We start from the raw sequence: 23,668 nt of genomic DNA, 5'->3' as shown, positions 1-23,668 counted from the left end.
GAAAGCCGAATCCTCACGAAGGCCTGATGCGTCCGGCCTTTTCTTTTCAGAAAGCGATTTCCCATGGCAGGCCTTCAACCCGGTTCACCCACGCCCACCGCACTGACGGTTCACAGCCAGTCGCGCATTCTTGAAATCGCGTTCTCCGACGGCGCCGAATTCAGGATTCCGTTTGAACTCATGCGCGTCTACTCGCCCTCGGCAGAGGTGCAGGGCCATGGCCCAGGCCAGGAAATCCTGCAAACCGGCAAGCGCGAAGTGAATGTGGTTGAGCTCGAGCCTATTGGCAATTACGCGGTCAAGCCCGTGTTTTCCGATGGCCATGAGAGCGGAATCTTCTCGTGGGACTACCTCTACAAATTAGGCACCGATCAGGCCCAGCTATGGGACGAGTACCAGAGGCGCCTGCAGGCGGCCGGTGTTGAGCGCGACGCACCCATGGCCGCCCCCGGCGGCCACGGCTGTGCAAGCCACTGATTCCGCGCGAGCGGTGCGGCGGCGAATACGCATTTCGCGCCACTGTTGTTTTTCCAGCATAAAAGCGGGCAATAAGCCGCAATGCCCCATGTCAGCTCAGGGTTGTCGAGAGCAATTACACCTTTGCCCTCTAGCATTGATGGTATGAGCAGTACCCATTTCGGTTTTGAATCCGTCGACGAGCAGGACAAGGCACGCCGCGTGCGCGGGGTGTTCGATTCCGTCGCGCCCAAATACGACGTGATGAACGACCTGATGTCCATGGGCCTGCACCGCGTCTGGAAGGCCTACACCGTGCTGGTGGCCAACGTCAAAGAAGGCTATCAGGTGCTGGACATCGCCGGTGGCACCGGCGACCTGGCGCTGGCCTTTGCACCCAAAGTTGGCAGCACCGGGCGTGTTGTCCACACCGACATCAACGAAGCCATGCTGCGCGAAGGTCGCAACCGCCTGCTGGATGCCGGCGTCAGTTTGCCGACCCTGGTGTGCGACGCCGAGCACCTGCCGTTTCCCGATGCGAACTTCGACGTGGTGACCGTCGCCTTCGGCTTGCGCAACATGACGCACAAGGAAGACGCGCTACGCGAAATGAACCGCGTGCTCAAGCCCGGCGGCAAGCTGCTGGTGCTGGAGTTCTCCAAAGTGGCCAAGCCCCTGGAAAAAATTTACGACTGGTATTCCTTCAAAGTGTTGCCGCGGCTCGGCAAGCTGGTGGCCAATGACGATTCAAGCTACCAGTACCTCGCCGAATCAATTCGCATGCACCCCGGCCAGGACGAACTGAAAGCCCTTATGCATAAAAGTGGTTTCGGCCATGTGGACTATCACAACATGACAGGCGGAGTTGTGGCATTGCATGTTGGAATCAAGTGTTGAAAAGTCAAACGGCCTCAAAACCGTGATCAAGGAGACGATATGAAAATCTGGCCGGCAATTTTTTCCGCAGCGCTTGCGTTAACCCTGACTCTGGGGGGAACGGCTGCTGACGCCAAACGACTGGGCGGTGGCTCGTCTTTTGGCAAACAGTCGTCCAACGTGACCAAGCGCGAGGCGGCGCCTGGTGGCACCAATGCCGCCAAACCGGCGGCCCCTGCGGCAACGCCGGCGCCTGTTGCGCCCAAGAAACCCTGGGGCGCCATGCTGGGTGGCCTGGCTGCGGGCCTGGGCCTGGCGTGGCTGGCTTCGTCGCTGGGCCTGGGCGGCGCCTTCGGCCAGATCATCATGTTCGCTTTGCTGGCGCTGGTGGTCATGCTGGTGATCGGCTTCATCATGCGCAAATTCAAGGGCGGAGCGACTGGTGCGCAAGGTTCTGCGCCCGGGCAGGCGCCTTTTGCCTTCCAGGGTGCGGGCAACGCCACCACCCCCAAGAACTACAGCCCTGAGAACGTCGGCAACGATGCGTCCGCACGACCCTGGGAGCGCAGCAGCATGGCTTTTGATGCCAACAAATACGATGCGGCAGCGCCCGCAGGCGGTTCCATGATCGGCTCGGCCTTGCTGGGTGCGCAGTCCTGGGGCGTCCCGGCTGGTTTTGACGCCGAAGGCTTCCTCAAGGCCAGCAAGGCCAACTTCGTCACGCTGCAGGATGCCTGGGACCGCTCCGACATCCAGAACCTGCGCGCCATGATGACGGACGACATGCTCGAGCAGATCAAGACCCAGCTTGCCGACCGCGAGTCGCACACCGGCGGTGTGGTCAACAAGACCGAGGTCGTGATGCTGGATGCGCAATTGCTGGGCATCGAGGAACTGAGCGATGTCTACATGGCCAGCGTGGAGTTTTCCGGCATGATCCGCGAAGACGCCTCCGCAGGCGCCAGCCCCTTCCGCGAAGTCTGGAACATGACCAAGCCACGCAGCGGCGGCAGCGGCTGGCTTGTGGCTGGCGTACAGGCATTGCAGTAGCCCCCACGGTCGCTCACTGCGTGTAGCTCCCTGCCCCCCGAGGGGGCCGCTGCGCCTGCGGCCCGGCAAAGCCGGTTCCGCGGCCCCGGCTGATAGATAAATAGGGGGCTTAACTTGTCAGGCGTTTTATCCTGCAAAATCGGGGTCGTATGAACACTACGACCCCTTTTTCATTTCTGGAATCCATTGCCACCCGCTTTCAGCCGCCCGCCTGGGTGGTGGATGAGGGGCAGCAACGGCTGGTGCTCTTCCTGAACCATGTCCTGATGCAGGAAAAGCAGGCGCAGGACCGTCTGCTGCGGCAAAAGGGGCGCGTGGTGCATCTGCGCTGGGGCCTGTTTGCGATTGACCTGGTGGTGACACCCGCGGGCCTGGTGGATCGGGCCCAGCCCGCTGCCAAGCCGGACCTGTTGCTGGCTGTGGCTACTGAATCGCCGCTGACCGTGATGCAGTCTGTGCTGGCCGGCAAGCCGCCGCCGGTGAAAATTGAGGGTGATGTGCAGCTGGCCGCCGAACTGGGCTGGCTGGCTGAAAACCTGCGCTGGGATGCCGAAGAGGACCTTTCCCGGCTGATCGGTGATGCTCCTGCGCATGCAGTGGCCGATGCCGGGCGGCGAATCTTTGCCGGGCTCAAGCAATTTTTGGCAAGTACACCTCTTGCGTCGGTTCCTCCTTCGTCCGCGGCAGCAACCTCCGGCGCCCAACCTTCTGAAACGGCGCCCAAGGCGGGTCCTTCTGCGGCAGGCGGCGATGCCGAGCCAGTGAAAGCACCTGCTGCATGAGTCGCCTCTTCAGAGGTGTTTTTATTGTCTGGACCGTGCTCCGGTTTGGCCTGGATGAGCTGGTGCTCTCCAGTTTCGAGCGTCCCTGGATCCGTTTGCTGACCCGCATCGTTTCGCTGGGCCGCAACCTGAAGGCGCCGCGCGGCGAGCGCCTGCGCGAAGCGCTTGAAAGCCTGGGCCCCATCTTTGTCAAGTTCGGCCAGGTCATGTCTACCCGGCGCGACCTGCTTCCGCCCGACATCGCCGACGAGCTTGCGCGCCTGCAGGACCGGGTGCCGCCTTTTGAGTCCGCCGTCGCCGTCGCCATCATCGAAAAAGCCTTTGGCCGGCCGCTGGACCGCATCTTTGCAAGCTTCGAACAAATCCCCGTAGCCAGCGCCTCGATTGCCCAAGTGCACTTCGCCACCTTGCCAAATGGCCGCGAAGTGGCCGTCAAGGTGCTTCGGCCCAATATGCTGCCTGCCATTGAGAAAGACCTGGCGCTGATGCACATGATGGCGGGCTGGGTGGAGGGCGCTTCTGCCGACGGCAAGCGCCTCAAGCCCCGCGAGGTGGTGGCCGAGTTTGACAAATACCTGCACGACGAGCTGGACCTTCTGCGTGAGGCGGCCAACGCGGCCCAGCTGCGCCGCAACATGCAGAACCTTGACCTGGTGATGATCCCCGAAATGGTCTGGGACTTCTGCATGCCCGACGTCATGGTGATGGAGCGCATGAAAGGCGTTCCGATCAGCCAGGCCCAGCGCCTGCGCGATGCCGGTGTCGACATGAAAAAACTGGCGCGCGACGGCGTTACCATTTTTTTCACCCAGGTGTTCCGCGACGGCTTCTTCCATGCCGACATGCATCCCGGCAATATCCAGGTCAGTCTGGCGCCGGAAACCTTCGGCCGCTACATCTCGCTGGATTTCGGAATCGTGGGCACCCTGACCGAGGTCGACAAGGAATACCTCGCGCAGAATTTCAGCGCGTTTTTTCAGCGCGACTACAAACGGGTGGCCGAGTTGCATCTCGAATCCGGCTGGGTTCCGCCCGAGACGCGGGTGGACGAGCTGGAAGCCGCCATTCGCGCGTGCTGCGAACCCTACTTCGACCGGCCTCTGAGGGAAATCTCGCTGGGGCTGGTGCTGATGCGGCTGTTTCAGACCTCGCGCCGTTTCCATGTCGAAATTCAGCCCCAGCTGGTGCTGCTGCAAAAGACCCTGTTGAATATCGAGGGCCTGGGCCGCGAGCTGGACCCTGACCTGGATCTCTGGAGCACCGCCAAGCCCTTTCTCGAGAAATGGATGCTCGAGCAGGTGGGACCGGAAAAACTGCTGGCGCAACTCAAGGCGGAGGCGCCTGCTTATGCCAAGCTGCTACCCGGTTTGCCGCGCCTGTTGTCCCAGTACCTGAAATCACCCCCCGGAATCAACCGGCGCGAGCTTGAGGAACTGCTGTATGAGCAAAAGCGCACCAACAAACTGCTGCAAAGCCTGATTTATGGCGGTTTGGGCTTTGTGTTGGGGCTGATTGCCATGCAGTTTGTCCTGCGGGTACGGGTGTTTTAGGGCCGGCCGGGGAAGGTCTCAACGGCCTATAATTGAAGGCTTTGCATCTGGGAGCCTTTTCCAGGCAAATTCCCCGGGATATTCCCGGGAATACCCCGGGGACAGCCCCTCAAAGCCTTAAGCACTATGCCAATCTACGCCTATAAATGCGAGTCCTGTGGGCATGCCAAGGACGTTCTGCAAAAAATCTCCGATGCGCCCCTCTCGGTGTGTCCGCAATGCGGCGAACCCGCATTCAAAAAGCAGGTCACGGCCGCAGGTTTCCAGCTCAAGGGCTCAGGCTGGTACGTGACGGACTTCCGCGGCGGCAACAGCACGGGTGTGCCCGCGCCCAAGACTGACGGCGGCGAAGCCGGCACTGCCAGCGGCAACGGGGCGGACAGCAAGCCGGCCGATTCCGGTGCAGCCGCACCGGCAAGTACCGCAGCAGCCCCCGCTCCCGCGCCGGCCGCGCCCGCCAAGGCTTCGGCCAGCGACTCCTCTTCCAAGACTTCTTCGTGATGGCTTCGATCCGCCGATGGCTTCTGGCCGGACTGTTGGTGCTGGTGCCCCTGGCCATCACGCTGTGGGTGCTCGACTGGATTGTCGGCACGCTGGACCAGACGCTGCTGATTCTTCCTGGCTCCTGGCATCCCGACAAGCTGCTGGGTTTTCATATCCCCGGTTTCGGCGTGTTGCTGACGCTGCTGATCGTGCTGCTGATGGGCGCGGTCGCCAGCAATTTCTTCGGTAAAAAACTGGTCCGCTGGGGCAACTCGTTCCTGAGCCGCATTCCCATCGTCCGCTCCATCTATTCCAGCGTAAAGCAGGTCTCCGATACGGTGTTTTCGGAAAACGGCAATGCCTTTCGCAAGGCCTTGCTGGTGCAGTGGCCGCGTGAAGGTGTCTGGACCATCGGTTTTCTGACGGGACTGCCCGGCGGCGATGTGGTCAATCACCTGCAGGGCGACTACCTGAGTGTTTATGTACCCACCACGCCCAATCCCACCGGTGGCTATTTTGTGATGCTCAAAAGAAGCGACTGCATTGAGCTCCAGATGAGCGTCGATGAGGCTTTGACCTACGTGATTTCCATGGGCGTCGTGGTGCCCTCCAAACCTGTACCGCGGCCGCTGACCCCTCCCCTTTAAACGGCGAAAATTGCAACACTGCGCGCGAGGCGCTGAAAGTCCGAGATTTTTATGGCTATCGTTTCCCAAATGCGTTCGAACTATTGCGGTCTGGTGACCGAGGCCTTGCTGGGCCAAACCGTGAGCCTGTGCGGCTGGGTCAATCGCCGTCGCGACCATGGCGGGGTGATTTTCATCGACCTGCGCGACCGCGAAGGCTATGTCCAGGTGGTCTGCGACCCGGACCGCGCCGACATGTTTAAAACTGCCGAAGGCGTGCGTAACGAATTCTGCGTACAGGTCAAAGGCGTGGTGCGGGCCCGCCCTGAAGGCACGACCAACGACAACCTCAAAAGCGGCAAGGTCGAGGTGCTGTGCCACGAACTGATCGTGCTGAACCCGAGCGTGACGCCGCCGTTCCAGCTTGACGACGACAACCTGTCGGAGACGACGCGCCTCACGCATCGCGTGCTGGATTTGCGCCGCCCCTACATGCAGAACAACCTCATGCTGCGTTACCGCGTGGCCATGGAAACGCGTAAGTTCCTCGACGCCAACGGCTTCATCGACATCGAAACCCCGATGCTGACCAAGAGCACGCCCGAAGGCGCGCGCGACTACCTGGTGCCCAGCCGCGTCAACGAAGGCATGTTCTTCGCGTTGCCGCAAAGCCCCCAGCTGTTCAAGCAGCTGCTCATGGTGGCCGGTTTTGACCGCTACTACCAGATCACCAAGTGCTTCCGAGACGAAGATCTGCGCGCCGACCGCCAGCCCGAATTCACGCAGATCGATATCGAGACGTCCTTCATGGGCGAGCAGGACATCCGTGACCTGTTCCAGGGCATGATCAGCAACATTTTCAAGACCGTGCTCAACACCGACCTGGGCGAATTTCCGGTGATGGCCTACAGCGAAGCCATGCATCGCTTCGGTTCCGACAAGCCTGATTTGCGTGTGAACCTGGAGTTCACGGAACTCACCGAAGTCATGGCGACGGTGGACTTCAAGGTTTTCAGCACGCCGGCCACCACTGCCGGCGGCCGTGTGATTGCCCTGCGCGTTCCCGGCGGGTCCGAAATGAGCCGCGGCGAGATCGACGGCTACACCGAGTTCGTCAAGATCTACGGTGCCAAGGGCCTGGCCTGGATCAAGGTCAATGACATCACCAAGGGCCGTGACGGCCTGCAAAGCCCCATCGTCAAGAACATCCATGACGCGGCTATTGCGGAAATCCTCAAGCGCACCGGGGCCCAGAACGGCGACATCCTTTTCTTCGGCGCCGACAAGGCCAAGGTCGTCAACGACAGCATTGGCGCGTTGCGCCTCAAAGTCGGTCACAGTGAGTTCGGCAAGAAAACCGGCCTCTTCACCAAAGGCTGGAAGCCGCTGTGGGTGGTTGATTTTCCGATGTTCGAATTTGACGAGGAAGGCCAGCGCTGGAGCGCGGTGCACCACCCGTTCACCGCACCCAAGGACGGACACGAAGACTGGATGGACACCGACCCGGGCCGCTGTATTGCCAAAGCGTATGACATGGTGCTCAATGGCTGGGAGTTGGGCGGCGGTTCGGTCCGTATCCACCAGGCGGACGTGCAGAGCAAGGTGTTCAATGCCCTGAAGATCGGCCCGGAGGAAGCGCAGCAGAAGTTCGGCTTCCTGCTGGACGCGTTGCAGTACGGCGCACCGCCCCACGGCGGCCTGGCCTTCGGCCTGGATCGCATCGTCACCATGATGACCGGCGCCGACTCGATCCGCGACGTGATCGCATTTCCCAAAACCCAGCGCGCGCAGGATCTGCTCACGCACGCGCCCAGCCCTGTCGACGAGAAACAACTGCGCGAACTGCATATTCGCCTGCGCAACCCACAGCCAGTTTAATGTGGCCCCCACGGTCGCTCGCTGCGCGTAGCTTCCTGCCCCCCGAGGGGGCGCTCTTTTCCTTGGGGCGGCCCGGCGGAAAAGCCTGTCGCTCACAAGCAAGCGCACGCATCTGAGTGACGAGGGGACAGCTTGAAAGCCTTCAAGATCCCCGAATCCGTGCTGGTCGTCATTCACACACCGCAGCTGGACGTGCTGCTGATCGAGCGCGCCGACAACCCGGGCTTCTGGCAGAGCATCACAGGCTCCAAAGATATGGCGGGCGAGCCCTTGCTGCAGACCGCGGTGCGCGAGGTGCTGGAAGAGACCGGCATCGCAGCCGCGCCCGGCCAGTTTCGCGACTGGGGCCTGTCCAACGTCTACGAAATTTATCCAGTCTGGCGCGCCAGGTATGCGCCCGGCATCACCCACAACACCGAACATGTCTTCAGCCTGTGCTTGCCCCAGGCGTGCGATGTAAAGCTCAGCCCCAGGGAGCACGTTGCCTGGCAATGGCTGCCGCACTACGCCGCCGCCGACCTGTGCTTTTCCCCTTCGAATGCGGAAGCGGTGCTCCTCCTGCCGAAATTCCTGGCTTGAGCGGTGAGCGCAGGGCAGAGGCGCAACACTTTGTGAGTTTGGCGTTCCACTGGATTGGCAAACATCGGCCAGTCGGTTCAAATGGAATGGACCTTCCCGCCAACTCTCCATACTTCCAGGAAAAAAGCCGCTGGCCATGTTTCCACTCCACAAGTCCGGTGCGTTGCAGTTGCTCCAGGGCGGCCGGGATTTTTTCCCCGCACTCGTCAAGGCCCTGGACGCGGCGCAGACCTGGATTCAGCTGGAAACCTATATTTTTGATTTCAACGGCGCCGGCGCGGATGTCGCTGAAGCCCTGGTTCGCGCGGCCCTGCGCGGCGTCACAGTGCAGGTGCTGGTCGACGGCATAGGCACCGGCCCCCTTCCGGCCGAGTGGCGCGAAAAATTCGCGGCGTCGAAAGTCGACTGGTGCGTGTACTCGCCCCTGGGGACGGGCCTGAGCCGCCTGGGCCTGCTGTTGCCCGAGCGCTGGCGCAGGCTGCACCGCAAGCTCTGCGTGGTGGACCAGCACACGGTGTTTTGCGGCGGCATCAATGTGCTCGATGATTTCTACGATCCCAACCACGGGGAGCTCCAGACTCCGCGCGTCGATTTCGCCGTGGCTGCCACCGGCCCGCTGGCGGAGGAGGCCGCCGATGCCATGGCGCTGCTGTGGTGGCGTGTGCAGGCTGGCTACAGTGCGCGGCAGCGTCACATGGCCGCCGCATGGGAGAACTTCAGGGCAGCGGGCTATGGCGGGCGTACCGGCACCACATCGCTCGCGGTGGGTAACGGGTCTGGCGTTGCCGGCCCCAAGGCAGCGCTGATCCTGCGCGACAACCTGCGCAATCGCAGCAGCATCGAGCGCGCCTACCGCAGGGCCATCGGCAAGGCGCACCGGGAAATCATCATTGCCAACGCCTATTTCCTGCCGGGCGGCAAGCTGCGGCGCGCCCTCATCGGGGCGGCCAAACGCGGTGTGCGTGTCACCTTGCTGCTGCAGGGGCGCTACGAGTACTTCATGCAATACCATGCCGCCCGGCCCGTCTACGGTGCCCTGCTGGAAGCCGGCGTGGAAATCCATGAATACGAGGCCGGTTTCCTGCACGCCAAGGTGGCCGTGGTGGACGGGCATTGGGCCACCGTGGGCTCCTCCAACCTGGATCCCCTGAGCCTGCTGCTGGCCCGCGAGGCCAATGTGGTGGTCGAGGACAAGGCCTTTGCCGAAAGCCTGGCGGGTATTGTGCGCGAGGCCATGGCGAAACAGGGGCGGCGCATGGAGCCGGCCGACCACAGCCATCGCCCCTTTGGCCAGCGGCTGCGGGGCTGGATAGCCTATGCCCTGGTGCGGCTGGCGCTGCTGGTGGCAGGCCAGCGTTATTGAGGCGTCTTGTGCCAGCCCGGCCTTCATGTCATTAGCTATGAATTTGATAGCTGCTTGCGCTCATGAGGAAAGGGCTGGAGGCCAAAAACCTTATCAAATTCCGGACAAGACGGTTTAGGGGCGGGCTGGTAATATCTGGCATGCTTATGAAATCCGATACGCCCCCCCAGGACGCGACCGACGAGGGCACGCCCGTCTCCGTCAAGATCCGCGAACGCCTGGCCCAGGCACGCAAGCGCTTTCACGCCAACGACAACATCGCCAAGTTCATTGAACCGGGCGAGCTCGAAAAGCTGCTGGACGAAGTCGAAGTCAAGATGCAAGGCGTGCTCGACAGCCTGGTGATCGACACCGCCGGCGACCACAACACCCACAACACCGCGCGCCGCGTGGCCAAGATGTACCTCAACGAGGTATTCAAGGGCCGCTATGTAGCGCCTCCCACCATCACCGAATTCCCTAACGCCGAGCACCTCAACGAGTTGATGATCGTCGGGCCCATCACGGTTCGCAGTGCCTGCTCCCATCATTTCTGCCCGGTCATCGGCAAGATCTGGATCGGCGTGCTGCCCAACGAGCACACCAACGTGATCGGCCTCTCAAAATACGCGCGCCTGGCCGAATGGGTCATGGGCCGCCCGCAGATCCAGGAAGAAGCGGTGGTGCAACTGGCCGACCTCATCATGGAAAAAACCCAGCCCGACGGCCTGGCCATCGTGATGGAGGCCAGCCACTACTGCATGGCCTGGCGCGGCGTCAAAGACATGGACAGCAAGATGATCAACTCGGTGATGCGCGGCGTCTTCCTGAAGGATTCGACATTGCGCCGCGAATTCCTCGCTTTGATCCCGCAGAAAGGCTAACCATGCTCGTCCGTTTACTTTACGCAAGCCGCGCGGTCGACACCAGCCCCGAGGCCATCGAGGGCATCCTCTCGCAGTCGCGCCAGCACAACCCCTCGTCCGGAATCACCGGCATTCTCTGCTACGGCGGCGGCATCTTTTTGCAGGCCATCGAAGGCGGCCGCATGGCGGTCAGCGAACTGTTCGGCCACATCCAGCAAGATGCCCGCCACAAGGACGTGATCCTCCTGCACTTCGAGGAAATTTCCGAGCGCCGTTTTGGCGGCTGGACCATGGGCCAGGTCAACCTGTCCAAGCTCAACCATTCCATCCTGCTCAAGTACTCCGAAAAAGCCGAACTCGATCCTTATTCGGTGTCGGGCAAGGTCTCGTTCGCGCTGCTCGAAGACCTGATGGCCACCGCCTCCATCTGCGGCAGGGTTTGAGGCCTGCGCACCGCCAGGCCTGACGCGTGTCTCCAGGCGCCCTGGCCCTCGTACTCCTCGCCGGACTGATTCACGCCAGCTGGAACATCGCCGCCAAGAAGGCCGGCGGTGATGCCCGCTTTGCCGCTTTTACCGGCTTGGTGCTACTGGTGGCGTGGGCGCCGCTGGGCATCTGGTTCGGCATTGCCGAGCTGCCGCGCTGGGGCTGGGCGCAATGGCTGCTGCTGTGTGCCAGTGCCTTGCTGCACACCATCTATTACATCGTCCTGCTGCGCGGCTACCGCAAGGCGGACCTCACCGTGGTCTATCCGCTGGCGCGGGGCTCAGGGCCGCTGCTGTCGTCGCTGGCCGCCATCGTGCTGCTGGGCGAGCAAATTTCCGCGCTGGGTCTGGCCGGTATCGCGGGTGTCGTGGGTGGCGTGTTTCTGGTCGCCGGCGGGCCGGGCTTGTGGCGCGCCTCGCACGACCCGGCGCAGCGCCAGCGGGTGCGCAAGGGTATGGTCTATGGCTTGTTGAGCGGCGCCTTTATCGCCAGCTACACCGTCGTCGATGGCTATGCGGTCAAGATCCTGCTGATGTCGCCGATCCTGGTGGATTACATGGGCTGCCTGCTGCGCATGCTGGTGCTGGCGCCCGCTTTGCTGCGCGACCCCGCTGCGGCCAGGGTGTTGTGGAAGCAGCAATGGAAGTACGCGGTGTTTGTCGGCGTCGTCAGCCCCGTGTCCTATGTGCTGGTGCTGTACGCCATGCAGACCGCGCCGCTGTCGCATGTGGCGCCTGCGCGCGAGGTGTCCATGTTGTTTGCCGCGCTGATAGGCGGCCACCTGCTGGGCGAGGGCGACCGTGCTTTACGCCTGATCGGCGCCGCCTGCATTGCGGCGGGTGTGATGGCGCTGGCGCTGGGTTGAGACCGTGATTGAGGCCGCGATGACAGTGCCCTTGCTGCTTGGCTGCGATTTCTCCAGCAGCCCGACGAAGAAAAAACCCATTGTTTTAGCCCTTGGGGCCATGTCTCATGGGCGCTGCGTGCTATCAAAAATAGAGCGGTTGGAGTCCCTGGCGGCGTTTGGGCGCTGGCTGCAACAGCCCCAGCCCTGGCTGGGTGCGTTTGATTTTCCGTTTGGCCTGCCGCGTGAACTGGTGGCGCATCTGGGCTGGCCGCTGCAGTGGGAAGCCTGCATGCGCCACTATGCGGCCCTGAGCCGCGAAGACATCCGGAGCACCTTTGCCGCCTTCTGCAACGCGCGGCCAGTGGGCGGCAAGTTTGCCCATCGTGCCGCCGACGGCCCGGCCGGCTCCAGCCCCTCGATGAAATGGGTCAACCCACCCGTGGCCTACATGCTGCACGCCGGTGTGCCGCGTTTGCTCGCGGCGGGTGTGCACTTGCCCGGCCTGCATGACGGCGACACCCAACGTGTGGCGCTCGAAGCTTACCCGGGCCTGCTGGCGCGCGAGGTGCTGGGCAGCCGTTCTTACAAAAGCGACGACAAAGCCAGGCAGACGCCCGAGCGGCTGATCGCACGCAAAGACCTGATCACCGCGCTGGAGAACGGCCAAACGCGTCTGGGGCTGCGCCTCAAGGTCAGCCACGCGCAGCGCGACCTGCTCGCCGACGACGCCAGCGGCGACAGCCTGGACGCCGTGCTGTGCCTGATGCAGGCGGCCTGGGCGGCGCAGCGGGGCGCTCCCCGCTACGGCTTGCCGGTGGAAATGGACACGCTGGAAGGATGGATCGTTACAGCGTGATCGGGGGCGAGAACGAGGCTGTTTATTTGTACAGTATATTCAGGGCTTCCCCCGCTTCTCTTTTGTTCTCTGAAAACTCATGCTCCTCCGGTCTCTGCGCACATCCCGGCCTTGATGGCTTTATTGCGCGCTGGCGACGACAGCAGGGAAACGAAGCAGCCGATCTTCAATGTTCATCAAGATTTCTGCCTTCAGGTCAATATTGACGGGCGCAAGCAGCTATCAATTTGGTAGCAAATTAACGTGACAAAAAATTCCGTAGTCAAGGCCGTGGGCGTGTTCTTTCTGGTGGCGCTCATGCATGGGAGCGTGCCGGCGCGCACAGCCTCGCCTCCCATCGCGGCCTGGCCCGGGATCGTCACCTATGTGGTTGATGGCGACACCGTCCGGGTGCGCCCGGTAGCCGGGGGTAAACCGGTCAGCGTTCGCATTCAGGGTATTGACGCGCCGGAAATCTGCCAGCCTGGCGGAGCCCTCGCGCGCGATGCGCTGATGCGCCGGCTTCTGGGCAAGCGTGTGGGGGTGCATGGCCAATACCACGACGACTACGGCCGCCTCCTGGCCAGGGTGGTGTTCAGCGGGGAAGATGCCGGCAAATGGATGGTCGCGAACGGTATGGCCTGGTCCTACCGTAGCCGCGGCAATGCAGGTCCCTATGCCCGGGCGGAAAAACGTGCCCAGGCCGCAAGGCTGGGACTGTTTGCATCGACAAAAGGCGCGCCGCCTGTTTATCCGGCGCTGTTCCGCAAGCAGCATGGAAGCTGCCACTGAAAAGACCCGGGCCTGGGATCTGCAAAAACTGCAGGATCCAGGCGCTGCGGTGACCGCATCGCTGCCCGGTCACAACGAAAAAAGCAGGCACAGATTATCTGTAGCCTGCTTTTTTTAGCCACCTGCGCGGTGGCCCGACCTGTTCAGCCGCTTACGCTCAAGGACGAACGACGATGTCGTTACGCACACCCTTGACGTTCTTCACATTGCGGGCAATGTTTTCGGCCTGGGCTTTTTCAGCGCTGGACTTGGCAAAGCCGGACAGCTGAACCGTGCCATTGAGCGTTTCCACCTTGATGGAGGACGCCGCAACAGTTTTGTCCTCGATGAACTTGGCCTTGACGGACGTGGTGATGGCAGCATCATCAACATAGGCGCCAGCAGTCTCCTGTCCACGCCCAACGGCGCAGCCGCTGCCGATGATGGTGATGCCTGCCAGTGCGGCGAATGCAATTGCGCGAGCGTATTTCATATTGTTTTCCTCTAAGTTGGTTTAATCGTCTGGTGCATGGTTAAAAAGGCCTGTCGACTGGCGGCACCACGCCGGCCGACCTGCGGTAATCGTTATTTCTCCAGCCAGTCCTTGAGCTCGTCGGCATGCTCTTCCTCATCGGCAAGAACATCTTCGAGCAGGCGGCGTGTCGTGGGGTCCTTGTCACCGATCAGCGCAATCATCTGGCGATAGGTTTCAACCGCGATGCGTTCGGCGATCAGGTTGACCCGCACCATGGTTTTGAGGTCACTGGATTCGTCGTAATCCGCATGGCTGCGCTGCAGCAGTGTGGCCGGCGAAAAGTCCGGCTCGCCGCCCAGCTGCACAATGCGCCGGGCAATGCGGTCCGCATGTCCGGATTCTTCATTGGCGTGGACCAGGAACTCGTCGGCAATGGGCGGCGACGACACACCGCTGGCCGTGAAGTAGTGCCGCTTGTAGCGCAACACGCAAACCAGTTCTGTTGCCAATGCGTCATTCAGCAGCTTGACGATTGCATCGCGGTGCGGCCCGTAGGCCGGCGTAATTGCGCCGTCGTTGAGGCTGTTCCGGGCTGCGTTCAGCCCTGTTTCATCAAGCGTCAGCTCGTCGGGAGCGGTGCGGGAAAGCGTGGAGGTGTTCATCGTGTGTAGGGTGTTTTTTCAGGCTTTTGCGGTGCGCCAGACAGCATGGACAGCAAGGTGCCCGGGAGTTCGGACGTCTTGAGGGCGGCCAGCAGCAAGCCGCCAAGTGATACCAGTCGCCAGGGCCGCAGCACGACCGCCGCGGCGCCTGCCGCGGCTGCAATACCCAATAGCTGCAACGGCTTTTCTTCGGCGTACCTGTCAATCATCGGCCGGGCAATGTCAACTGCCACGCTCACCGGGTGATGCCGCCACCAGCTCCCCAAAGCATGTTTGAGAACGCCCCAGGTTCCGCGGTCGAGAAAGTGCGCCGGATCATCCTCCGGGCCGGTCTCTGCATTGCCCGGGTTTTCTTCATGGTCCAGCTTTTCCCGGCTCATGTGCCGGACAATGGCCTTGCGGCTGCTGGCCAGCCTTTCCTGCGGCGTTGGGGCGGTGAGGGTGGACATCGGTTCAGGCGGCCATGCGCAATGCGCGCGCGTCGCTGTCAATCTGGGCTTTCAACTCGGGAAAGCGTTCATTCGCGAAAGGTTTTCTCGCGCGCAATGCGGCCCCGATGGCGATGGCCAGTGCAATGCCCGGAACCGCCACCAGTGCCCAGTGAAACTGGTTTTGAAGCGTCCCCAGCATGACCGCTGTTCCTGCGAGCCCCAAAAATACGGCGGCCGCCAGTACCGCAATCACCCACGCCACAGCCCGTGCAACCAGCTCGGCACCCGCATCGGAAGCCTCTTCATGAAAGAGCGCCGCGTAAGCAGAGACATGGTCCATGACGAGGTCAGGCCGCTGCACGATGGTGGAGAACAGGGGGTGAAGCATTGGTGGGGCGAATCTGCGTGCAGTGGTAGTAGTCGATACAGGGGAAAGGCGGATGGGAGCCTGGCGATCAGTAGCGGTTATGGTTGCGATGGCGTGCAGACGACACCAGCAGCGCGATGCCGGCGCCGACGGCGGCGGCAATCAGCACCGAACGCAGGGGTTGCTCGGCAACATAACGGGTGGTTGCACCTGCGGCATTGGACAGCGACTGCTGTGCGCGATGCTTGGCTTCAGAGGCGATATCGAGGCTCTGACGGGCAAGGTGCTGGGCCTTGGACGCCAGCATGTCAACGACGGGATCCACACTGCCGCGCAGTTCGCGCACTTTGGTTTCGGCTTTGTCGAATGCCTCGTTGGCATAGCTGCGGGTGGAGTCAACGGCTTTTTCTGCGTTCTGCAGCAACTCATCCGAGCTTTGGCGGGCGGTCTTGGTGGCGGTTTGGGTGTTCATGTCAGGTCCTTGGTGAGTTGAGTGAATGACGATGGAGATGCAAGGAGAGAGCGCGCCGCTCGCCCGTAAAAAGCGTTCGGCACTTCCGGAATGGCTGGATCAATTCTTTCGGAGCAAGCTGATGACAAAGCTCACGATGGCCATGACGGCGAAGATGAAAAAGAGGATCTTGGCGATCTCGACGGCACCTGCAGCGATGCCACCAAAACCGAACACGGCAGCGATCAGCGCGATGATCAGAAAAACGACGGAGTAGTGCAGCATCTCGGTCTCCTTGCTTGTTTAAAGGGGTGGTGCTTCTTTTGAAACGCCTTCAGCAAGGTTAATGAGTGCCTTCAATTTCCTTCATCGGCTGCCAGCGTGTGCCCCTGTCAGTTCGAGCGGCCACGCCCTGTAGGAGGTGGCCGACATTTTGTTACGCTGGCAGCGCAGCGCGTGCCTCGAAAAGCCGAGAGATGTTGAGCCCTTTGGCGGGCAGCGCGCAGCAGCAGGTGACCTGCCCCGCGCCGCGTTCAGAGACCGGTCAAAGTGTTTTGGGCAGCACTGCTGAGATGCGCGTGCCATCGCCTTCGGTGCTGGACACCGTCAGCCGTCCGCCTGCGGCTTCGACGCGATGGCGCATGCCGGCAAGGCCATGGCTTCCCGGGCCCACGCTCTCAAGCTTGAAGCCTTTGCCGTTGTCTTTGACTTCCACCGTGATGTAGCTGTCGAAGTTGTGAAGGCTGATCTCGGCTTGCCTGGCTTCTGCGTATTTGCCGATGTTTGTCAGTGACTCCTGCACCAGCCGGTAGATGGTCAGCTGCGCCGAGCCGCCGAGTTCCACAGGCTCCAGATCGGTGGTGATGGAGAGTCCGGAGCGTTCTTCAAACTCGCGTGCGAGGATCTCGAGAGAGGCGACCAGGCCCAGGTGCGACAGGGAGGACGGCCGGAGGTCTTCCACAATGCGGCGTTTCAGCGCAATGCCGCTGTTAAGTGTGTTGGTCAGGTGTGTCAACCGCTCAGCCGCTTCCGGCAGATTGCCTGCCAGGCGGGACTTCAATCGGGCCACATCCAGTTTCGCGGCGGTCAAAAGCGCACCCAATTCGTCATGCAGTTCACGCGCCAGGTGACCCCGTTCGTCTTCGCGTACATTTTGCAGGTGGGTAGCCAGCTCGGCCAGGTTGGCGGTTCTTTCACGTACCTGTATTTCGAGGAAGTCGCGCTCGCGTTGCAGGGATTCCTGCTCGCGCCGGCCGGAAGCAAGCAGCGCTTTGGTTTGAAGGAGATACATGTAAAAAGCCAGCAGGCCTGCCAAAGCCATGGCCGCAATGCCGATGCGGGAGAGCTCCAGCGCCTTCTTGATCTGAACCTGCCCCTGCTCCATTTTGCTGACGCTGTTGGAGGCCAGTTTCGCGGACTGCGCGCGAATCGCCTCCATATGCTCTTTTCCGACGTCCGTGGTCAGGACAAATTTCCAGGCGTCCTCGTTGCCTTCCTTGCGCATGCGCACGCTCAGGTCCATTTCGGCCAGCTTGCGCGAAACATGCCTGGACATGACCCCGAACTCTGCAAGTTGATCCTGGTAAGGGGTGAACAGCCGGCGCAAGGCATCCAGGTTCTGGTCGATATCGGCCAGGGCGGAGTTGTAGGGCTCGAGATATCGAACGTCGCCGGTCAGCAGGTAGCCGCGCTGCCCGGTTTCCGCGTCCAGCATGTGCTGCATCAACCGGTTGATGGCGCCGCGGGTTTGCTGAGCCTCTTCAATACTGGCCGCCGCCTCCGTGGATTTCTGAAAGCTTGCCTCGTTAATGAAGATGAGAATGGCGGCAGCCAGCACCGCCAGGGGCAGGCTGATGGCCATTTTTGGGATCGCAAATCGTTTCACGGCAAACTCCGTTCAGTCATTTGGTGAAAATTTCGTCAATAATGAACACTGAAAATCAATGCGGATGTCCTGCAGGCCATCTTTTTCATTGCGTTGCCCGCTTGCGCAGACCTTATAGAAAGACAGCGACATGATCAAAATTGGAATTGTGGACGACCATGCCATTGTGCGTTCCGGACTCAAACAGTTTTTTTCCGACCAGGTAGACCTGCGCGTCGTGGGGGAGGCCGGCAGTGGCCGCGAGGCAATTGATCTGGTGCGTAACGTTGAGCTGGATATTCTGGTCATGGACTTGTCCATGCCTGGGCAAAGCGGCATCGATGCCCTGGCCATGATTCGCGCCAAGGCGCCCGATGTCGGCATCCTCATTCTGAGCGGCTATCCTGAAGAGCACTATGCAGTCAACCTGATTCGCCAGGGCGCCAGCGGCTATCTGAACAAGGAATGCGATCCATCCGAGATTGTGGATGCGATCCGCGTGATTTCGCTTGGAAAACGCTACATTACCCCGGCGGTGGCAGAGCTCCTTGCGCAGCAACTGAACCGGCCTAACGACGTGGCTTCCCACGAACAATTGTCCGAGCGGGAGTTCCAGGTTTTTCTCAAGCTGGCCAAGGGCGAAACCGCTGGCGACATCGCCAAGGCGCTTTCGCTGAGCGTGAAAACCGTGAGCACCTACAGGACGCGTGTCATGGAAAAAATGAGCCTGTCGTCCAACAGCGACCTGACCTATTACGCGCTCAAGAACAAGCTGATTGATTGAGTTCAATCTGAAATGGTGCTCTGCTGGATGCAATAGTCCACCAGGGCATCGATTTCGTTGGACTTGTCAAAAACGGCATCAACACCGAGCTGGGCACATCTCTGGCGGATGTCTGCAGTGGCGTAATTGCTGAGGACGACGACTTTTTGCGTGGCGGGGCGGTCACGGCAGGCAGCCAGCACACCCAAACCGCTTCCCTGTTTCAGAAACAGGTCAACAATCGCCAAATCCCAATCGCCGCTGTTCTCGACAAGCCAGGCCTTGCCTTCGTTTTCAGTTTCGGCCGTGCCTACCGCGTCAATGCCTGCCAATTCCTCAAGCGTCCCGATCAAATTCTCTCGAATGGTGGGATTGTCTTCTACGATGTACGTTTTCAGTCTCACTGCTCGGGTCCAGGTGGGAAGGCTACGTGCTTCTCGGAAATATTACAAAAGGCTCAAGAACGCGGTGTCCTTGTTTCCTAATGTATCTTTTTATTGTGGCCCATTCTGCCAGTGACCAAGGGCAGTGCCTGTAGGAGGTTTCCTACGACCCGCTCGAAAAAACTGTAGGCACATGCCCACAGCGTCTTATGGCGCTTGCCGACTGTCCTGTGGGGTGAGCTGACGCACATTGGATTCACTGTAGTTCAACGCGCTTGTAAGGGTGATGGACATTGTGGGCAGCCGCGCATTTGTTGGCCATTACAGACTGCCCTTGCAATGGTTTGAACGATTCCTCCCCAGCACATGAACAACGTCTTGTCCTCATCGCCTCTTCTGCGTAGAACACTCATCGGCATTGCCGTATTGGCGGTGGTTCTGGTGCTGGTTGCGGTGTTTTTCCCTTGGGACATGCTTCGTGGTCCGATCAATCGTCACGTATCCGAGCAGCTCGGAAGGCGTTTTGAAATTACCCGGCACCTGTCGGTGCAGCTCGGACGTACCGCCACGGTCAAGGCCGACGGGGTGGAAATCGCCAACCCCGAATGGGCCAGCAAACCTTATCTGATGACGGCAACCGCCGCAGAATTTGATATCCGGTTGTTGCCGCTTCTTTTTGGCCGGGTAGAGTTGCCCCGGATTGTGTTGACCGAGCCGCAAATAGGGCTCCAAATAGAGCCCGACGGCCGCCGGACCTGGGCCTTGTCGCGGGATACCTCCGACGAAGGCTCCGTTCCGCGAATCGACGCGCTGGTCATTGACCGCGGCACGGTTGACTACCAGGCAGCAGCGCAAGGCGCCAATATCCATGTTCAGTTCTCACTGGCACAAGAAGCAAATAAGCAGTTGCCCCTGAGCTACAAGGCCACCGGCAAATGGAAAAACGAGTCCTTCAATGCGACCGGCCGCACCGGCGGGGTACTCCAGCTGAGTAAAGACCTCGAAGCGCCGTTCCCGGTAGAAGTGAACGCTGTAGCCGGCAAGACCAGCCTCAAGGCCAAAGGCTCGGTATCCAATCTCGCAGAACTGGCCGGCATCGACGCGACCTTCGACCTGCAGGGACGCAACCTGGAAGAACTCTACAAGCTGGTGGGCGTTGTGCTGCCTTCAACACCGCCCTACAAAGTCCGGGGCAAACTGGCCAGGCATGGCAAGGTGTGGGCCGCCACCCAGATGCAGGGCGTTCTGGGAAGTTCGGATATCAATGGGGCGCTCAGTTTTGACCAGTCCGCCGCCGTGCCGCTTCTGACCGGCAAGGTTCAGTCCAGGCTGCTTGATTTTGCCGACCTCGCGCCCGTGATCGGCCTGGCTCCATCAGGGAAGGCCACGCCTGCCAGTGCCGACACACCCGTCGCCAGGACTGACAGCGATTCGGTGGTGGCGGCGCCGGGCAGAAAGGCGGTGCCCGCTGCACGCAAGGTTCTGCCTGTCGCAACGCTTGATGTGACGCGGCTGCAGGCGATGAACGCCGATGTGATTTATTCTGCGGCTGATATACGGCATGTGAAAGTGCTGCCGCTCGACAAGGGCAGCGTTCATGTGCAGTTGAAAGCCGGTATTTTGCAACTCGAACCGATCTCGCTGGGCATTGCAGGCGGTACGGTGGCAGGGAGTATCCGCATCGACTCCAACCCTGTGCCCGCGGTTTTCACGACACGACTGGACCTGCGGTCTGTGCAGCTCAATCAGCTCTTTCCTGCCGTTGAAACGACCAGGAGCAGCCTGGGCAAGGTCAGCGGCCAGCTGGACCTGAAAGGGCACGGAAATTCACTGGCACAGATGCTGGGATCGGCATCCGGCGACGTCGCCGTGTTGATGGGCAAGGGGGAGATCAGCAATATCCTGCTCGAATTTATGGGCCTGGACGGCGGAGAGGTGATCAAGTTCCTGGTTCGTGGTGACCGCAATGTGCAGTTGCGTTGCGCTGCTGCGGCTTTTGAAGTGAACAAAGGCCTGATGACCACCAAAACGATTGTGCTGGATACGGCAGATACGGTCATCAACGGCCGCGGCACGATCAACCTTGCCGATGAGACCTTGGACCTTGTCCTGGATCCGGCGCCCAAAGACCGCAGCATACTGAGCTTGCGGTCCCCCCTGAAGATTGGCGGTACCTTCGCCTCCCCATCGGCTGGCCCTGACAAGGGAGCCCTCGCGGGACGTGCAGCCGTTGCCATCGGACTGGGTGTGATCAATCCCTTGCTGGCATTGGCTGCTACCATTGAAACCGGACCGGGCCAGGATGAAAACTGTGCAGCGATTCTTGCGAAGGCCGCAGCGTCTGCTGCCGGTTCGCGGATGCCGGCATCGGCCACCAGATAAGTTTTCCCGCGGCCTTTCGGCCGGATTCTTTCAGGGAATTTTTTTGGCCCCACCGCCGCAGACTGCGCATGCCGCATGGGGCGCAATTTTCATTTCGCTCCATTCCATGTGTTTGCCGTCCAGCATCAACAGCCGTCCGGTCAACGACCCGCTGATGCCGCAGATCAGCTTCAGGGCTTCGGCCGCCTGCGTGCTGCCTATGATGCCAACCATCGGTGCGAAAACGCCCATCGTCGCGCAAAGGGCTTCCTCCAGCTGGTCTGATTCGGGAAACACGCAGGCATAGCACGGCGAATCTTCGCGCCTCGAATCGTAGACGGCGATCTGGCCGTCAAAGCGGATGGCTGCACCCGATACCAATGGTTTGCGGTGTTTGACGCAAGCGCGGTTGATGGCATGGCGCGTGGAGAAGTTGTCCGTACAGTCCAGCACAACATCGGCGTCCCGGACCAGCTGATCGAGCAGCGCGCCCTCTGCGCGCCGGGTAACCGGAGTGACCACGACGTCGGGGTTGATGGCCGCGATGGACTGGGCAACGGATTCTGCCTTGAACGTTCCGATGCGAGACAGGTTGTGGGCGATTTGCCGCTGCAGGTTGGTGGCGTCCACCCGGTCATGGTCAGCGATGGTGATGCGGCCGACACCGGCGCTGCCCAGATAAAGCGCGACGGGCGAGCCCAGCCCGCCCGCACCGACGATCAGCACATGCGACTGGAGGATTTTTTCCTGGCCTTCGATACCGATCTCGTCGAGCAGGATGTGCCGCGAGTAACGAAGCAGCTGTTCGTCGTTCATGAGGGGAAACCGTTCAGGCTGCAGGACTGGCTGGCCCGGAAGGGGCAGGGCGGGATCCGGCGCAAGCCGGCTCCGCTCCCCGTCTCGGCTTAGTTGTCTTTTTTCTCGTTTTTCGGTTCGACCACGGCGGTCTTGCTGACCAGCACGGGACGTCCCTTGAGCTTGTTGATCGCCTGAGCCAGCTGGAAGTCCTTGTCGCTGCCCAGTTCAGGCGGGCGACGCTGCTCAGGTGTCTTCTTGGCTTCTTCTTCAAGGCGCTTCAGGGCCTCCTCGCGAGCCTTCTCGCGGCCGGCGTCTTTCACTTCAGCGCCCTGGCCGCTGTTGAGGTGTTTCTCAAGATCGGCTTCGCGGGTGCGCAAAGCGGCAAAAGGACTGCCTTCAGCGGTTTCATCGACCATGACGTCGGGCACGATGCCGCGCGCCTGGATCGATTTCCCGCTGGGCGTGAAGTAGCGCGCCGTGGTGAGCTTCAGGCCCGTATCTGGCCCCAGGGGTCGGACGGTTTGCACTGATCCCTTGCCGAAAGTCTGGTTGCCCATGATGGTGGCACGCTTGTGGTCCTGCAGAGCACCCGCGACGATTTCGCTGGCAGAGGCTGAGCCTTCATTGACCAGCACCACCAGCGGTACGTTCTTGAGGGCAGCCGGCAGGCGCTTGAGCGGGTCGGCGCCGTTGCGTCGCTGGTAAAACTCCGGCGCAGCCTTGTAGGTGAATTTGCTTTCGGCCAGCTGGCCGTTGGTGGACACCACGGTGACGTTTTCAGGCAGGAAAGCCGACGAGACGGCGACTGCCGCATCCAGCAGGCCGCCCGGGTCATTGCGCAGGTCGAGCACCAGACCCTTGAGGTTGGGCTCCTGCTTGTAAATCTGCTCAAGCTTGGTCACGAAGTCGTCGACCGTGCGTTCCTGGAACTGGCTCAGGCGAATCCACGCGTAGCCGGGCTCCACCACTTTGCTGCGAACCGACTGGGTGCGGATTTCTTCGCGCGTGATGGTGACCGGGAAGGTGCGGTTTTCGTCCTTGCGGAAGATGGTCAGCAGCACCTTGGTCTTGGGTTCGCCGCGCATTTTCTTGACCGCATCGTTGAGGCTCAGGCCCTTGACCGCTGTGTCATCGATACGTGTGATCAGGTCGTTCGGCTTGAGGCCGGCACGGTCCGCAGGGGAGCCCTCGATGGGAGACACCACCTTGACAAGGCCGTCTTCCTGGCTGATTTCAATGCCGACACCGACAAAACGGCCTGTGGTGCCTTCCCGGAATTCCTTGAACGACTTTTTGTCGAAGTAAACCGAGTGAGGATCAAGACTGGCCACCATGCCGGAAATGGCGTCGGTGATGAGTTTTTTCTCGTCCACCGGTTCGACATAGTCGGTCTTGACCATGCCAAAGACGGCTGCGAGCTGCTGCAGTTCTTCCAGGGGAAGGGGTGCCAGACCGGCACGGGCCACGGCTTGCAGCTGCACGGTGGTGAGGGCTCCAGCCACGGCACCAATTGAAATCCACCCTGCTATCTTGAGCTTCTGACCCATAGAAAATACCTTCGTAAACCTGTTGAAGAGCCCCTGCTCCCCCTATGTGAAGCAATATACACCTTGGAGAAAGGCCGGTCGCCACAGTTCCGCCATTCATGCGGCCTGGCGCCGCAAAAGAGCCAAATCAGCCAGCTTT

The 23,668-nt window shown here is 61.0% G+C and carries 27 protein-coding genes; 17 read left to right on the top strand and 10 right to left on the bottom strand.

The features are described from left to right. Positions 1-63: 63 nt before the first annotated feature. From AC1DYQ_RS06155 to AC1DYQ_RS06085, 15 genes are all read left to right on the top strand, one after another. Positions 64-477: a gamma-butyrobetaine hydroxylase family protein gene (locus AC1DYQ_RS06155; protein WP_477686042.1), complete on the top strand. Its 414-nt coding sequence runs from the start codon at positions 64-66 to the stop codon at positions 475-477. A gap of 144 nt (positions 478-621) precedes the next feature. After that, positions 622-1,353 carry a bifunctional demethylmenaquinone methyltransferase/2-methoxy-6-polyprenyl-1,4-benzoquinol methylase UbiE gene (gene ubiE, locus AC1DYQ_RS06150; protein WP_477686041.1) on the top strand — a complete coding sequence of 244 codons (732 nt, stop codon included), beginning with the start codon at positions 622-624 and terminating at the stop codon, positions 1,351-1,353. Between the two features lie 39 nt (positions 1,354-1,392). Continuing rightward, positions 1,393-2,382: a Tim44 domain-containing protein gene (locus AC1DYQ_RS06145; RefSeq protein WP_477686040.1), complete on the top strand. Its 990-nt coding sequence runs from the start codon at positions 1,393-1,395 to the stop codon at positions 2,380-2,382. A 149-nt stretch (positions 2,383-2,531) separates the two neighbouring features. Then, positions 2,532-3,164 carry a hypothetical protein gene (locus AC1DYQ_RS06140; protein WP_477686039.1) on the top strand — a complete coding sequence of 211 codons (633 nt, stop codon included), beginning with the start codon at positions 2,532-2,534 and terminating at the stop codon, positions 3,162-3,164. Next, complete coding sequence (gene ubiB / locus AC1DYQ_RS06135) at positions 3,161-4,714, top strand: ubiquinone biosynthesis regulatory protein kinase UbiB (protein ID WP_477686038.1); 1,554 nt, start codon at positions 3,161-3,163, stop codon at positions 4,712-4,714. Before AC1DYQ_RS06140 ends, ubiB begins: the two co-directional genes overlap by 4 nt. Positions 4,715-4,840: 126 nt before the next feature. After that, on the top strand, positions 4,841-5,215 hold the full coding sequence (locus AC1DYQ_RS06130; protein ID WP_477686037.1) for an FmdB family zinc ribbon protein: 375 nt from the start codon (positions 4,841-4,843) through the stop codon (positions 5,213-5,215). Beyond that, a complete protein-coding gene (locus AC1DYQ_RS06125) occupies positions 5,215-5,844 on the top strand; it encodes a DUF502 domain-containing protein (protein WP_477686036.1) in 630 nt (209 codons plus the stop codon). Before AC1DYQ_RS06130 ends, AC1DYQ_RS06125 begins: the two co-directional genes overlap by 1 nt. A gap of 51 nt (positions 5,845-5,895) precedes the next feature. Next, positions 5,896-7,701 (top strand): aspartate--tRNA ligase, encoded by a 1,806-nt coding sequence (aspS, locus tag AC1DYQ_RS06120; protein ID WP_477686035.1) that lies wholly within the window; start codon positions 5,896-5,898, stop codon positions 7,699-7,701. Between the two features lie 132 nt (positions 7,702-7,833). Next, on the top strand, positions 7,834-8,280 hold the full coding sequence (gene nudB / locus AC1DYQ_RS06115) for a dihydroneopterin triphosphate diphosphatase (protein WP_477686034.1): 447 nt from the start codon (positions 7,834-7,836) through the stop codon (positions 8,278-8,280). Between the two features lie 136 nt (positions 8,281-8,416). Then, positions 8,417-9,643 carry a cardiolipin synthase ClsB gene (gene clsB / locus AC1DYQ_RS06110; protein ID WP_477686033.1) on the top strand — a complete coding sequence of 409 codons (1,227 nt, stop codon included), beginning with the start codon at positions 8,417-8,419 and terminating at the stop codon, positions 9,641-9,643. A gap of 140 nt (positions 9,644-9,783) precedes the next feature. Then, positions 9,784-10,506, top strand: coding sequence for a GTP cyclohydrolase I (gene folE / locus AC1DYQ_RS06105; RefSeq protein ID WP_477686032.1), 723 nt, complete (start codon positions 9,784-9,786; stop codon positions 10,504-10,506). A gap of 2 nt (positions 10,507-10,508) precedes the next feature. Continuing rightward, positions 10,509-10,931 (top strand): BLUF domain-containing protein, encoded by a 423-nt coding sequence (locus AC1DYQ_RS06100; RefSeq protein WP_348045618.1) that lies wholly within the window; start codon positions 10,509-10,511, stop codon positions 10,929-10,931. A 26-nt stretch (positions 10,932-10,957) separates the two neighbouring features. Next, entirely contained in the window at positions 10,958-11,839 is an 882-nt protein-coding gene (locus AC1DYQ_RS06095; RefSeq protein ID WP_477686031.1) for an EamA family transporter, read from the top strand. Positions 11,840-11,858: 19 nt separating this feature from the next. After that, positions 11,859-12,677, top strand: a complete 819-nt coding sequence (locus tag AC1DYQ_RS06090; RefSeq protein WP_477686030.1) for a DUF429 domain-containing protein — start codon at positions 11,859-11,861, stop codon at positions 12,675-12,677. Between the two features lie 243 nt (positions 12,678-12,920). Beyond that, positions 12,921-13,448, top strand: a complete 528-nt coding sequence (locus tag AC1DYQ_RS06085; protein WP_477686029.1) for a thermonuclease family protein — start codon at positions 12,921-12,923, stop codon at positions 13,446-13,448. 157 nt (positions 13,449-13,605) lie between these two features. Here the strand turns inward: AC1DYQ_RS06085 and AC1DYQ_RS06080 are convergent, their stop codons facing one another. From AC1DYQ_RS06080 to AC1DYQ_RS06050, 7 genes are all read right to left on the bottom strand, one after another. Further along, positions 13,606-13,920 (bottom strand): BON domain-containing protein, encoded by a 315-nt coding sequence (locus tag AC1DYQ_RS06080; RefSeq protein ID WP_457279644.1) that lies wholly within the window; start codon positions 13,918-13,920, stop codon positions 13,606-13,608. A 92-nt stretch (positions 13,921-14,012) separates the two neighbouring features. After that, on the bottom strand, positions 14,013-14,564 hold the full coding sequence (locus tag AC1DYQ_RS06075) for a ferritin-like domain-containing protein (protein WP_477686028.1): 552 nt from the start codon (positions 14,562-14,564) through the stop codon (positions 14,013-14,015). Beyond that, complete coding sequence (locus tag AC1DYQ_RS06070; RefSeq protein WP_477686027.1) at positions 14,561-15,013, bottom strand: hypothetical protein; 453 nt, start codon at positions 15,011-15,013, stop codon at positions 14,561-14,563. Before AC1DYQ_RS06070 ends, AC1DYQ_RS06075 begins: the two co-directional genes overlap by 4 nt. A 4-nt stretch (positions 15,014-15,017) precedes the next feature. Beyond that, positions 15,018-15,383, bottom strand: coding sequence for a hypothetical protein (locus AC1DYQ_RS06065; RefSeq protein ID WP_477686026.1), 366 nt, complete (start codon positions 15,381-15,383; stop codon positions 15,018-15,020). Positions 15,384-15,450: 67 nt separating this feature from the next. Beyond that, entirely contained in the window at positions 15,451-15,834 is a 384-nt protein-coding gene (locus AC1DYQ_RS06060; RefSeq protein WP_477686025.1) for a glycine zipper domain-containing protein, read from the bottom strand. Between the two features lie 99 nt (positions 15,835-15,933). Further along, positions 15,934-16,098, bottom strand: a complete 165-nt coding sequence (locus AC1DYQ_RS06055) for a DUF1328 domain-containing protein (RefSeq protein WP_457279639.1) — start codon at positions 16,096-16,098, stop codon at positions 15,934-15,936. Between the two features lie 259 nt (positions 16,099-16,357). Continuing rightward, positions 16,358-17,698, bottom strand: coding sequence for a sensor histidine kinase (locus AC1DYQ_RS06050; RefSeq protein ID WP_457279638.1), 1,341 nt, complete (start codon positions 17,696-17,698; stop codon positions 16,358-16,360). Between the two features lie 130 nt (positions 17,699-17,828). On the opposite strand from AC1DYQ_RS06050, the gene AC1DYQ_RS06045 reads away from it, so the two are divergent. Further along, positions 17,829-18,461: a response regulator gene (locus tag AC1DYQ_RS06045; RefSeq protein WP_007867910.1), complete on the top strand. Its 633-nt coding sequence runs from the start codon at positions 17,829-17,831 to the stop codon at positions 18,459-18,461. A gap of 2 nt (positions 18,462-18,463) precedes the next feature. On the opposite strand, the gene AC1DYQ_RS06040 is transcribed toward AC1DYQ_RS06045, so the two are convergent. Beyond that, entirely contained in the window at positions 18,464-18,844 is a 381-nt protein-coding gene (locus tag AC1DYQ_RS06040) for a response regulator (RefSeq protein ID WP_477669807.1), read from the bottom strand. A gap of 345 nt (positions 18,845-19,189) precedes the next feature. Here AC1DYQ_RS06040 and AC1DYQ_RS06035 point away from each other — a divergent pair, with 345 nt between their 5' ends. Next, positions 19,190-21,205, top strand: coding sequence for an AsmA family protein (locus AC1DYQ_RS06035; RefSeq protein WP_477686024.1), 2,016 nt, complete (start codon positions 19,190-19,192; stop codon positions 21,203-21,205). A gap of 30 nt (positions 21,206-21,235) precedes the next feature. On the opposite strand, the gene AC1DYQ_RS06030 is transcribed toward AC1DYQ_RS06035, so the two are convergent. Together AC1DYQ_RS06030 and AC1DYQ_RS06025 are read right to left on the bottom strand one after the other, a co-directional pair. Next, the gene (locus AC1DYQ_RS06030; RefSeq protein ID WP_477686023.1) at positions 21,236-22,000 is read right to left on the bottom strand and encodes a HesA/MoeB/ThiF family protein; all 765 of its coding nucleotides are present in this window, start codon (positions 21,998-22,000) and stop codon (positions 21,236-21,238) included. An 89-nt stretch (positions 22,001-22,089) separates the two neighbouring features. Continuing rightward, the gene (locus AC1DYQ_RS06025) at positions 22,090-23,529 is read right to left on the bottom strand and encodes a S41 family peptidase (RefSeq protein ID WP_457279634.1); all 1,440 of its coding nucleotides are present in this window, start codon (positions 23,527-23,529) and stop codon (positions 22,090-22,092) included. Between the last annotated feature and the right edge of the window lie 139 nt (positions 23,530-23,668).

Source organism: Polaromonas sp. P1_F4, assembly GCF_056405675.1.
The sequence above is the reverse complement of the archived record's forward strand: the minus strand, read 5'-3'. Positions and strand labels throughout refer to the sequence as shown.